12 protein-coding genes are annotated in these 12,068 nt (G+C 58.6%); 7 read left to right on the forward strand and 5 right to left on the reverse strand.

Annotated features, from left to right (window positions below; all coding sequences use genetic code 11):
* Positions 1–42 precede the first annotated feature (42 nt).
* The 6 genes from sucD (at position 43) to lpdA (ending at position 7,704) form a co-directional block, all read left to right on the forward strand.
* The gene (gene sucD, locus ACR0IU_RS13485; protein WP_170455655.1) at positions 43–924 is read left to right on the forward strand and encodes a succinate--CoA ligase subunit alpha; all 882 of its coding nucleotides are present in this window, start codon (positions 43–45) and stop codon (positions 922–924) included.
* 34 nt (positions 925–958) lie between these two features.
* Entirely contained in the window at positions 959–1,498 is a 540-nt protein-coding gene (locus tag ACR0IU_RS13490) for a DUF805 domain-containing protein (protein ID WP_480716611.1), read from the forward strand.
* The gene (locus ACR0IU_RS13495; RefSeq protein ID WP_480716612.1) at positions 1,495–4,452 is read left to right on the forward strand and encodes a 2-oxoglutarate dehydrogenase E1 component; all 2,958 of its coding nucleotides are present in this window, start codon (positions 1,495–1,497) and stop codon (positions 4,450–4,452) included. The genes ACR0IU_RS13490 and ACR0IU_RS13495 overlap by 4 nt, the downstream gene beginning before the upstream one ends.
* 3 nt (positions 4,453–4,455) lie before the next feature.
* Positions 4,456–5,973 (forward strand): 2-oxoglutarate dehydrogenase complex dihydrolipoyllysine-residue succinyltransferase, encoded by a 1,518-nt coding sequence (odhB, locus tag ACR0IU_RS13500; protein ID WP_480716613.1) that lies wholly within the window; start codon positions 4,456–4,458, stop codon positions 5,971–5,973.
* Between the two features lies 1 nt (position 5,974).
* Positions 5,975–6,244 carry a hypothetical protein gene (locus ACR0IU_RS13505; protein ID WP_010443693.1) on the forward strand — a complete coding sequence of 90 codons (270 nt, stop codon included), beginning with the start codon at positions 5,975–5,977 and terminating at the stop codon, positions 6,242–6,244.
* A 71-nt stretch (positions 6,245–6,315) separates the two neighbouring features.
* Positions 6,316–7,704, forward strand: coding sequence for a dihydrolipoyl dehydrogenase (lpdA, locus tag ACR0IU_RS13510; RefSeq protein WP_480716614.1), 1,389 nt, complete (start codon positions 6,316–6,318; stop codon positions 7,702–7,704).
* A 17-nt stretch (positions 7,705–7,721) separates the two neighbouring features.
* On the opposite strand, the gene ACR0IU_RS13515 is transcribed toward lpdA, so the two are convergent.
* The gene (locus ACR0IU_RS13515) at positions 7,722–8,300 is read right to left on the reverse strand and encodes a TetR/AcrR family transcriptional regulator (protein WP_480716615.1); all 579 of its coding nucleotides are present in this window, start codon (positions 8,298–8,300) and stop codon (positions 7,722–7,724) included.
* A 102-nt stretch (positions 8,301–8,402) separates the two neighbouring features.
* Here ACR0IU_RS13515 and ACR0IU_RS13520 point away from each other — a divergent pair, with 102 nt between their 5' ends.
* Positions 8,403–8,996: an NAD(P)H-dependent oxidoreductase gene (locus tag ACR0IU_RS13520; protein WP_170474215.1), complete on the forward strand. Its 594-nt coding sequence runs from the start codon at positions 8,403–8,405 to the stop codon at positions 8,994–8,996.
* 21 nt (positions 8,997–9,017) lie between these two features.
* On the opposite strand, the gene ACR0IU_RS13525 is transcribed toward ACR0IU_RS13520, so the two are convergent.
* The 4 genes from ACR0IU_RS13525 to ACR0IU_RS13540 are packed head-to-tail and all read right to left on the reverse strand — an operon-like array spanning position 9,018 to position 11,923.
* Positions 9,018–9,623 (reverse strand): pyridoxamine 5'-phosphate oxidase family protein, encoded by a 606-nt coding sequence (locus ACR0IU_RS13525; protein WP_170544636.1) that lies wholly within the window; start codon positions 9,621–9,623, stop codon positions 9,018–9,020.
* A complete protein-coding gene (locus ACR0IU_RS13530; RefSeq protein ID WP_010443682.1) occupies positions 9,610–10,350 on the reverse strand; it encodes a lysophospholipid acyltransferase family protein in 741 nt (246 codons plus the stop codon). The genes ACR0IU_RS13525 and ACR0IU_RS13530 overlap by 14 nt, the downstream gene beginning before the upstream one ends.
* Positions 10,350–11,249, reverse strand: a complete 900-nt coding sequence (locus ACR0IU_RS13535; RefSeq protein ID WP_480716616.1) for a cell division protein FtsX — start codon at positions 11,247–11,249, stop codon at positions 10,350–10,352. The genes ACR0IU_RS13530 and ACR0IU_RS13535 overlap by 1 nt, the downstream gene beginning before the upstream one ends.
* Positions 11,246–11,923 carry a cell division ATP-binding protein FtsE gene (locus tag ACR0IU_RS13540; RefSeq protein ID WP_480716683.1) on the reverse strand — a complete coding sequence of 226 codons (678 nt, stop codon included), beginning with the start codon at positions 11,921–11,923 and terminating at the stop codon, positions 11,246–11,248. Before ACR0IU_RS13540 ends, ACR0IU_RS13535 begins: the two co-directional genes overlap by 4 nt.
* Positions 11,924–12,068 lie beyond the last annotated feature (145 nt).

Consider the following 12,068-nt stretch of genomic DNA (forward strand, 5'->3'; position numbering starts at 1 on the left):
ATTTTGGCGGGCTGAAGCCCGCCCTACAAAGGAGAACGCCAGATGGCAGTCCTCATCGATGAAAATACCAAAGTGATCTGTCAGGGCTTTACCGGCTCGCAGGGCACATTCCACAGCGAACAGGCCATTGCGTATGGCACCAAGATGGTCGGTGGCGTGACCCCCGGCAAAGGCGGGATGGAGCATCTGGGCCTGCCCGTGTTCAACTCGGTCCACGAGGCCAAGCATGTGACCGAAGCCAATGCCAGCGTGATCTATGTGCCGCCGCCCTTTGCGGCAGACTCGATCCTCGAAGCGATTGATGCCGAGATGGAAGTGATCGTCTGCATCACCGAAGGCATCCCGGTTCTGGACATGATGAAGGTCAAGCGCGCGCTGGAAGGCTCAAACTCGCGTCTGATCGGCCCGAACTGCCCAGGTGTTATCACTCCGGATGCCTGCAAAATCGGCATCATGCCCGGCCACATCCACAAGCGCGGCTCGGTCGGCGTTGTATCCCGCTCAGGCACGCTGACCTATGAGGCCGTCAAGCAGACCACCGATGTGGGTCTGGGCCAGTCCACCTGTGTGGGCATCGGCGGCGACCCGATCAAAGGGACCGAGCATATCGACGTGCTGGAATGGTTCCTGGCCGATGACGAGACTCACTCGATCATCATGATCGGTGAGATCGGAGGCTCGGCCGAGGAAGAAGCCGCCCAGTTCCTGGCGGATGAGGCCAAGAAGGGCCGCAAGAAGCCAACCGCTGGTTTCATCGCTGGCCGCACAGCCCCTCCGGGCCGCCGCATGGGCCACGCGGGCGCAATTGTCGCCGGTGGCAAAGGCGGAGCCGAGGACAAGATCGAAGCCATGCGCTCGGCCGGTATCGTCGTAGCCGAAAGCCCGGCGCAGCTGGGTGAGGCTGTACTGGAAGCGATTGGTTGACCAGAATTTGACTGCTTTGGGAGGAGCGGTAAACATGACTTTCGGCGAAGCCGTTAATACCTGTTTCTCCAAGTTTTTCACCTTCTCGGGCCGTGCCTCACGGCCCGAATACTGGTTCTTTTTCCTGTTCATCGTGATCTGGAACATCATCGCCGGGATCATCGACTGGCAGTTCTTCACTCAGGTCGCAGTGACTGAAACCGAAACATCCAAATCCGTCACGGCCACCTCAACAGGCTCGGTACAAAGCATCGTCAGCCTGATCGTCTTTTTCCCGCATCTGGCCGTTGCATGGCGGCGGATGCATGATACCGGGCGCAGCGGGCTTTATGCTCTGCTGCCGATCCTGCTGATACTTGGTGCGCTTGCCGTCCTGATCTTTGGCATCGGCCTTGCCAGCCAGTTCCATGGCGGCACGTTGGATATCCTGTTCACCCGCGCAACTCTTCTTATTGTCATTCCGACACTTCTTGTCCTGTTTGTGTCGCCCCTCCTGGTTCTGTGGTGGCTGACCCGCCCCAGCGAACCAGGCACTAACCAATACGGTCCCAACCCATATGAGGTAGCCCAATGACCGAACACTCGCCCAACACCGCCTTTCATGCCTCAAGCTTCATGCAGGGGCATAATGCCGAATATCTGGAGCAGCTTTATGCCCAGTACACCAAGAACCCCGGTGCGGTCGACGCAGCCTGGGTCGAGTTCTTCAAGGCCATGGGCGATGACGCGCCGGATGTGCAGCGCGAGGCCGAGGGGCCTTCGTGGGCGCGCAGCGATTGGCCTCCGATGCCTGCGGATGATCTGACCGGTGCGTTGACTGGCGAGTGGGCCGAGATCGACGCCAAAGCAGCGGGCAAGAAGATCAAGGACAAGGCCGCGACCAAGGGCGTTGAGGTCAGCGACGACCAGATCAAGCGCGCGGTGCTGGACAGCTTGCGGGCGCTGATGCTGATCCGGGCCTATCGCATCCGGGGACATCTGGCCGCTGATCTGGATCCGCTGGGGATGCGCGCCGCAAGCACGCATCCTGAACTGGATCCAAAGACCTACGGCTTCACCGATGCGGATATGGACCGCCCGATCTTTATCGACAATGTTCTGGGTCTGCAGATGGCCAGCATGCGCCAGATCGTCGAGATCGTGAAGCGGACTTACTGTGGCACCTTCGCGCTGCAATATATGCATATCTCGAACCCTGAAGAGGCCGCTTGGCTGAAGGAAAGGATCGAAGGGTACGGCAAGGAAATCGCCTTCACCAAAGAGGGCCGCAAGGCGATCCTGAATAAGATGGTCCAGGCCGAGGGCTTCGAGAAATTTCTGCATGTCAAGTACATGGGCACCAAGCGATTCGGTTTAGACGGTGGTGAAAGCCTGATCCCTGCAATGGAACAGATCATCAAGCGCGGCGGTGCGCTGGGATTGCAAGACATCGTCATCGGGATGCCGCACCGGGGGCGTCTGAACATTTTGGCCAATGTGATGGGCAAGCCCTATCGCGCCATATTCAACGAATTCCAGGGCGGCAGCTTCAAGCCTGAGGATGTGGATGGATCGGGTGACGTAAAGTATCACCTCGGTGCATCCAGTGACCGGGAGTTTGACGGCAACTCAGTGCACCTATCGCTGACCGCCAACCCCTCGCACCTTGAGGCGGTGAACCCGGTGGTTCTGGGCAAAGTCCGCGCCAAGCAGGATCAGTTGAATGACGAAGACCGCACCAAGGTCATGGCGATCCTGTTGCATGGCGATGCGGCCTTCGCCGGGCAAGGTGTGGTGGCCGAAGGGTTCGGCCTGTCGGGTCTGAAAGGTCACAAGACAGGCGGCACCATGCATATCGTGGTGAACAACCAGATCGGCTTTACCACCGCGCCGCATTTCAGCCGCTCCAGCCCCTATCCCACCGATATCGCGCTGATGGTTGAAGCGCCGATCTTCCATGTGAACGGCGACGACCCCGAGGCGGTGGTGCATGCCGCCAAGGTGGCGACCGAATTCCGTCAGAAGTTCCACAAGGACGTGGTGCTGGATATCTTCTGCTACCGCCGGTTTGGTCATAACGAGGGCGATGAGCCCATGTTCACCAACCCGATCATGTACAAGAAAATCAAGACGCATAAGACTACGCTGTCGCTGTACACGGAACGTCTGGTCAAAGACGGCCTGATCCCCGAAGGCGAGATCGAGGATATGAAGGCCGCCTTTCAGGCCCATCTGAACGAAGAGTTCGACGCCGGGAGAGACTATAAGCCCAACAAAGCCGATTGGCTGGATGGGCGCTGGTCGCATCTGGACAAGAACAAAGAAGAATACATGCGCGGCGAAACCGCGATCTCAGCGGATACGCTGGCCGAGATCGGAACCGCCCTGACCACAGCACCCGAAGGTTTTGCGATGCATAAAACCGTCGGACGATTGCTGGAACACAAGAAACAGATGTTCGAAAACGGGACCGGATTTGACTGGGCAACTGGCGAGGCTCTGGCGTTTGGCTCGCTGCTGACCGAGGGCTACCCAGTGCGTCTGGCCGGACAGGACGCGACGCGAGGCACATTCAGCCAACGCCATTCCGGATTTGTCCATCAGGAAACCGAAGAGCGCTACTACCCGCTGAACAACATCCGCAAGGGTCAATCTCATTATGACGTGATTGACTCGATGCTCAGCGAGTATGCGGTCTTGGGTTTCGAGTACGGATACTCTCTGGCCGAGCCAAACGCGCTGGTCCTTTGGGAAGCACAGTTTGGCGACTTCGCCAACGGGGCGCAGATCATGTTCGATCAGTTCATCAGCTCGGGTGAGAGCAAGTGGCTGCGGATGTCCGGTTTGGTCACGCTGCTGCCGCATGGTTTCGAGGGGCAAGGCCCGGAACACTCATCCGCGCGCCTGGAACGGTTCCTGCAGATGTGCGGTCAGGACAACTGGATCGTGGCGAACTGTACGACGCCCGCGAACTATTTCCACATCCTGCGCCGACAGTTGCATCGGACTTTCCGCAAGCCTCTGATCCTGGTGACGCCAAAGTCGCTGCTGCGTCATAAACTGGCGGTTAGCACGGCGGATGACTTCACCACAGGCTCCAGCTTCCACCGGGTGCTGTGGGATGACGCGCAGAAGGGCAACTCTGACACCAAGCTGGTGGCGGATGACAAGATCAAGCGCGTGGTGATGTGTTCGGGCAAGGTTTACTTTGACTTGCTGGAAGAACGCGATGCGCGCGGCATCGATGACATCTACCTGATGCGAATCGAGCAATACTATCCTTTCCCTGCGCATTCGCTGATCAACGAACTTGAGCGTTTCAAAGGTGCCGAGATGGTCTGGTGTCAGGAAGAGCCCAAGAACCAGGGGGCCTGGACCTTTATCGAACCCAATATCGAATGGGTTCTGACCCGCATTGGCGCAAAACACACCCGTCCGGTCTATGCCGGTCGCGCAACCTCGGCCTCGCCTGCAACGGGTCTGGCCAGCCAACACAAAGCCCAACAAGAAGCGCTGGTGAACGAAGCGCTGAGCATTGAAGGAAAGTAAACGATGACGATTGAAGTTCGTGTTCCCACGCTGGGCGAGTCTGTCACCGAAGCCACCGTTGCGACATGGTTCAAGAAACCCGGCGACGCCGTTGCAGTTGATGAAATGCTGTGTGAGCTGGAAACTGACAAGGTGACGGTCGAAGTGCCCTCGCCTACCGCAGGTGTGATGGGCGAGATTGTCGCTGCCGAAGGTGAGACGGTGGGTGTCGATGCATTGCTGGCCACCATCACCGCTGGCGAAGGGGCAGCGCCTGCTCCGGCAGCGGCGGCCCCGGCCCCAGCTGCAGCAGCGCCGGCTGCGGCAGGTGGCAGCGTGGACGTCATGGTGCCGACGCTGGGCGAATCCGTGACCGAGGCAACCGTTTCGACATGGTTCAAACAGGTTGGTGACAACGTCGCACAGGATGAGATGCTGTGCGAATTGGAAACCGACAAGGTCTCGGTCGAAGTTCCGGCCCCGGCGGCAGGCGTTCTGGCAGAGATCGTTGCCCCCGAAGGCAGCACGGTCGATGCGTCTGCCAAGCTGGCGGTGATCTCGGGCTCGGCCGCAGGTGTGGCAAGCGCTCCGGTTGCGGCCGCTGCCGCTCCGACTGCTGCCAGCACAGGTAAAGACGTGTCCAACGCACCATCAGCTGAGAAAGTGATGGCCGAAGCCGGTCTGACCGCCGATCAGGTCACCGGCACCGGTCGTGATGGGCGTATCATGAAAGAAGACGTGGCAAAGGCAGTTGCTGCAGCAGCTACAGCCCCAGCGCCTGCGGCGGCTGCCCCCGCTCCCGCGGCGCAAGCTCCACGCGCTCCTGTGGCTGCCGAGGATGAGAGCCGCGAAGAGCGCGTGCGCATGACCCGTCTGCGCCAGACCATCGCCAAGCGCCTGAAGGATGCGCAAAATACAGCGGCCATCCTGACCACCTATAACGAGGTGGACATGACCGAGGTGATGGCCCTGCGTAATCAATATAAAGACCAGTTCGAGAAAAAGCACGGCGTGCGTCTGGGCTTTATGTCCTTCTTCACCAAGGCCTGCTGTCATGCGCTGAAAGAAGTGCCCGAAGTGAATGCCGAGATCGACGGCAATGACATCGTCTACAAGAACTTTGTGCATATGGGCGTCGCCGCTGGTACGCCTCAGGGACTGGTGGTTCCGGTGATCCGCGACGCCGACAGCATGTCCTTCGCAGCGATCGAGAAAGCCATTGCTGAAAAGGGCAAGCGCGCCCGCGACGGCAAGCTTTCGATGGCTGAAATGCAGGGCGGTACGTTCACGATCTCGAACGGTGGCGTCTATGGCTCGTTGATGTCTTCACCGATCCTGAACCCGCCGCAATCAGGTATTCTGGGAATGCACAAGATTCAGGACCGCCCGATGGTCATCAATGGCGAGATCAAGATCCGCCCGATGATGTATCTGGCTCTGTCCTATGACCACCGTATTGTTGACGGCAAGGGTGCGGTAACCTTCCTGGTTCGCGTGAAAGAAGCGCTTGAAGACCCACGCCGCCTGTTGATGGATCTATAAGATGGCAACACATGTACTCTGGCAGGCCGATGTGGCCGATTTCGACGCCTGGCTAAAAGTGTTCCGCGAGGATATGCCGATGCGTAAGGCCGCGGGTATCCGCGACCTGCATGTCTGGCGTGATCCCGATCAGAAGGACCATGCGATTGCAATGTTCGAGGTCGTGAACCTAGACAAGGCCCGTGCCTTTTTCGGGTCCGAGGAACTGGCGATGCATCACGAGCGTGGTGGGATTGCGCATATCTCGATCAAGCTGCTGGAACCCGTTTGACAAAAGATATTTCTGACCCACGAAATCGGGTCGGGGAAGTGCCGGGCGACCGGTCGATTTAGGAGAATGTAATGGCAAATTATGACGTCATCGTAATCGGCGCCGGGCCCGGCGGCTATGTCTGCGCAATTCGCTGCGCTCAACTGGGTCTAAAGACCGCTGTGGTCGAAGGGCGCGAGACGCTGGGCGGGACATGCCTTAACGTGGGCTGCATCCCCTCGAAAGCTCTGCTGCATGCCAGTCACCAGTTGCACGAAGCTGAACATAACTTTGCCAAGATGGGTCTGAAGGGGAAATCGCCTTCGGTCGATTGGAAGCAGATGCAGGCCTATAAGGATGAAGTCATCGATGGCAACACCAAGGGCATCGAGTTCTTGTTCAAGAAGAACAAGATCGATTGGCTGAAAGGTTGGGGCTCGATCCCCGCTGCGGGCAAGGTCAAGGTTGGCGATGAGGTGCATGAGGCCAAGAACATCATCATCGCGTCGGGCTCTGAGCCGTCGGCGCTGCCCGGCGTCGAGGTTGACGAAAAGGTCGTAGTGACTTCGACCGGAGCGCTGTCTCTGGGCAAAGTTCCCAAGAAAATGATTGTGATCGGCGCCGGTGTGATCGGGCTTGAGCTGGGTTCGGTTTACAGCCGTTTGGGCGCCGAGGTGACGGTGATCGAATTCCTCAAGGAAATCACGCCGGGCATGGACCCGGAGGTGCAGAAGACCTTCCAGCGCATCCTGAAGAAACAGGGTTTGAAATTCGTCATGGGCGCTGCCGTGCAAAAGACCGAGGCGACCAAGACCAAGGCCAAGGTGACGTACAAGCTACTGAAGGATGACAGCGAGCATGTGATCGATGCCGATACCGTGCTGGTGGCGACCGGGCGCAAGCCGTATTCGGATGGGCTGGGGCTGGGCGCTCTGGGCGTCGAGATGACCCCGCGCGGCCAGATCAAGGTTGGGGCCGATTGGCAGACCAATGTGCCGGGCATTTACGCCATCGGCGACGTGACCGAAGGCCCGATGCTGGCGCACAAGGCTGAAGACGAGGGCATGGCTGCAGCCGAACAGGTCGCTGGCAAACACGGTCACGTAAACTATGGCGTCATTCCAGGTGTCATCTACACCTGGCCCGAGGTGGCCAATGTGGGTGAGACCGAAGCGACACTCAAGGAACAGGGCCGCGCCTACAAGGTCGGCAAGTTCATGTTCATGGGCAATGGCCGAGCCAAGGCGAATTTTGCGGCCGACGGATTCGTCAAGATTCTGGCAGACAAAGATACTGATCGCATTCTGGGCGCACATATCATCGGCCCCGCGGCCGGAGACCTAATCCACGAGGTCTGCGTCGCCATGGAATTCGGCGCCTCAGCCGAAGATCTGGCCCTGACCTGCCATGCGCACCCGACCTATTCCGAAGCCGTACGTGAGGCGGCGCTCGCCTGTGGTGACGGGCCGATTCATAGCTGAATGACCGACCCTGGCGATTATCTCGCCGGGGTCAACCACGCCTCAAGATAAACCTTAAGCCTTTCGCTGAAGCTTGTTGAGGCATGCAGCGCACAGAACTTTAGCGACATGGCCTGAATTGCAAATGCCTGCACTCCTTCGGCCAAAAGCTCCGAAGGAACGTCCTGGCGAACATTCGCATCTTCGAGCCACATCATCACGACACGGAAGTATCGTTCAAAGAAATATGCGATTGGACCAATCTCGGCTATTGCCGTTGCGCCGGAATACCTGATGAGCAGGTCGAATACATAGCGTTCAACCGTCATGAAGTTGTGCACGGGCTCTAGGGCCGCGATGATTTGTGGCACTGATTTTGGGGGCTTTCCGGCCTCTGCCTGATCAAGGCGGGCATTCAGTTTTTCCGCCAGCAGGATTTCCATTAGCGCGTCTTTGTCGCGAAAATGCGCAAAGAATGTTCCCTTGGCCACGCCTGCAGCCTGAACCACTTCTTCCACGCGCAGAGCTTCGTACCCGCCCTTCTGAATCACGTCCTCGGCGGCTGAGATCAGGCGTGCTCGGGTTTTAAGAGTTCGTTTTTGAATTGGTCTCTGCATAGTGCTTGCTTGCATATTTTTTGACCGTGGTCAAATTTATTATTGACCGTGGTCAATTTTTTCGCTTACAAAGTGACCGTGGTCAATTTTAGGAGATTCGCAATGCCAGCTAAGAAGATACTCGTCCTCAATGGGCACCCTGCCGAAAGCAGCCTGTCGCGCACCTTTGCACAAACCTACGCAGACGCAGCCATTGCCAAAGGTCACGAGGTTCGCATGGTGCATCTGAGTGATCTGCAGTTCGATCACGACTTTGGTCAGGGAAATTATGAAGATTTCAAACCGCTTGAGCCCGTGCTTGAACAGGTATTGCAGGACATCGAGTGGAGCGAGCACCTGGTCCTGACGACACCGATGTGGTGGGGCGGTCTGCCAGCCAAGCTGAAGGGCCTGATCGACCGGACATTCATCCCAGGACGGACGTTCGATACGCGGAACACAACAAAGATCGGTTTGCCAGCACCGATGCTGAGCGGACGCACCGCAAGGGTGATCCTGACGTCAGATACGCCAGGCTGGTTCATGCGTTTAATCTATCGGCAGGCGCTGCTGCGGCAGCTTCGCGATCAGGTTCTAGGCTTTGTTGGGTTCAAGCCTACCCGCTTTACCTATTTTGCCAGCGCAAGCTATCCGAAACCCGGAAGCGTTGAACGTTGGATCGGCAAAGTGGCCAGAATGGGAGCCGCCGCGCTTTGAAGTTACTATGCGGCAAAGCTGCTACCACATAGTCTTTGCGGCGCGGGCACCCCATTCCTGATCATATTGTGCGCCGCCCTCTTCACCCGATGTCATTTCAGACAGAATCTCGCCAACACTCGGAAGGCCATCGGTTTCATCACGACCGCTCCAGGTTCCGGCTCGGATCAGGGCGCGGGCGCATTGGGTGTAGACCTCGGATAACTCAATCAAAATCACGGTCGCAGGGCGCTTTCCGTTTTTCTCGAAACGGGCGCGCAGGTCGTCGTCATCGGTCAACTGAGCATTCCCATTTACCCGAACCACGTTGTTCGAGCCGGGCACCAAAAACATCAGCGACACTCGGGGATCCTGAACGATGTTTCGCAGTGAATCCAGACGGTTGTTTCCTCGCCAATCCGGCAGGGCCAAAGTGCCCGGATTCAGTTCCAACACGACTGATCCGTCATCTCCGCGCGGGCTGCCATCGACACCTTCGGGGCCGACGGTGCTAAGAATGCACAGGCGCGAGGCCATGATCCACTTGCGATAGAGCGGAGTAAGTTGCCGCGCCACCTTGCGTATAGATGGCGCACCGGGCGTCCCGTAGAGCGCCTCGAGCGTAGCGATGTCCTTAATGAACTCCATCCGGATCAAATCCCACTTCCTGCATCAATTCGTTCGACCGAGTCTCGATCACGTTTTCCAGCCGCTCAAGAAAGTCATTTCGTGCGACGCCGGGCTCGATTGGATTAAGGAAATCGACAATCGCGTTGCCCGGCTTGCGCATGACACCGGTTCTGGGCCAGAAGACGCCCGCATTGGTGGCAACGGGCACGCACGGGAACCCGAGGCCTTCATACAGAACCGCCGTTCCGACCTTGTAGGGCTTGTGCACACCCGGCGCGACGCGCGTTCCCTGCGGGTAGATCACCAACTGTCCGGGTTCGCTGAACTCGCGCGCAACATCTTTGACCATCTTGGCCACCGCCGCCCCTCGTTTGCCGCGATTGACCGGGATACAGCCCAGACGGCGCGCATACATGCCGATGACCGGCGTCCACAGAAGCTCGCGCTTCATGATGAATTTGCCGTGCGGGATGGCGTCGAAGATTATGATGATGTCCAGAAACGACTGGTGCTTGGCGCCGATCACAACCTCACCATGAGGCACCTCTCCGCGCACTTCACAACGAATGCCAACCATCCAGCGGGCCAACCATTTGGTCGTCCGCGCATAGGTCTTACAGGCACGCAAAGCGCCACTTTTGGCAAACAGCGCATAGGGGGCAAAGATGATCCCGAGGACCAGCATCCAGGCGTAGATAGTGATCATAAAGATCAGCGACCGGACCCATTGAATGGCCATGAACATCACGAGAGCTCCTTTAACTTGCGCTGTGCTGCCGACCATGTGGCCAGAAACGCAACGGCGGCCCCCAACACTGGTATCAGCACCGGCAGTAGCCATCCAATCCCTTGAAACCCAAGCCCTGTAAGAAATCCACCGGTATCCGAGGCCTCGGGTAGCAGTAAAACACCAGACATACCTAATAGGGTTCCAACGGCCGCCCCAAAAAGCGCGCGGAAGGTAAAGCGCCGCACGAACGCTCCGGCGATGAACCGATCCCGCGCGCCGACCTGACGCAGAACCTCGATAATCTGCGCGTTGGCGGCAAGTGAGGCGTTGGCGGCAAGGGTGATCATGGCGGCAGTAGCGCCACCAATCAGCAGGATCGAAATCCAGCCCAGACGCCGCAGTGAATTGGCCGCATCAACCAATGGCTCGCGCCAGCGGGTGTGATCATCCAGCACCGCGCCCGGCACTTCTGCCCCCAATCTCAGGCGCAGACCAGCCGCATCCAGGCCGGGCTCCCCTTCGATAATCTCGATCAGCTGCGGGATTGGCAATGTGTCCAGAGGCAAGTCCGGTCCGAACCAGGGCGACAGCAGTGTGGCCTGTTCTTCGCTCGTCAACGCGCGGGCCGAAGCGACCCCCGGCGTCTGTTGGAGAACGTTCAAAGCTGCCTCGGTTTGCGCCGCACGTTGATCCGCAGGGGCATTGATCCGCAATGTCGCAGCCCCTGCCAGTTCCGAGGCCCAGCGATCCGCCACACGGCCCGAGGCCAGCGACAGGGCCAGTGCAAATACTGCGAGAAATGCCATCGCGCCCGAGACAAACAGGGTCAGCTGAGCAGTGAAACCAGTGGGCGGCACAACGCGATCAGCACGGGTGTCACGGCGCAGCAGATTGCGGATCGTGCCCTTGATCATAGATCCGCCCCCGCAAGCTGCACCCGACGCTGCGCGATGCGCAGTACACGCGCCTGCACCTGGCTTTTGGCGGCCCGGATCAGGCTTAGGTCATGGGTGGCGATCAGCACGGTTTTACCCATCCGGTTCAGTTCGATCAGCAGGCGCAGCAGACGTTGAGACATCTCCCAATCCACGTTGCCGGTGGGCTCATCCGCAAGCACCAGGTCGGGCGACAAGATGACAGCACGGGCCAAAGCGGCACGCTGGCGTTCCCCACCCGACAATTCGGGCGGGTGTGCTTCGAGTCTGCTTCCAAGTCCAACCCAGCTTAGCAGCTCGGTCAGGTCGTCCTGCTGCCCATTCTCAGAGCGCCCCGAGACCATAAGCGGCAGCGCAACATTTTCGGCCAGCGTCATGTGATCCAGAAAGCGGCAATCCTGATGCACCACGCCGATCCGGCGACGCAACAGAGCCATCTGATCGCGATCCATGCGGGCAATATCGTCGCCAAAGGCCATCAGCCTGCCCGAGGTTGGCAGCAACGCGCCATAGCAGAGTTTCAGCAATGTGGTTTTGCCTGCACCAGATGGGCCGGTCAGAAAGTGGAACGAACCCGGCTGCAACTGCAGCGAAACATCGCTCAGCAATTCGCCGCCGCCGTAGGTATAGCTGATATTGTCCAGCTCGATCACGCCTGCCCCCATTGTTCTGCTCACCTCTTGCCCGAGCGCAGCGCTGGATTCAATGCCTCGGGCGGGGCCAATTGGCGACACTTGGCCCGCGAAACCGAAAACACGCTTTGCTGTTGGGTCTTAACGGAATATCATCCCTGAAAAA

The organism is Ruegeria sp. CL5 (assembly GCF_056536485.1).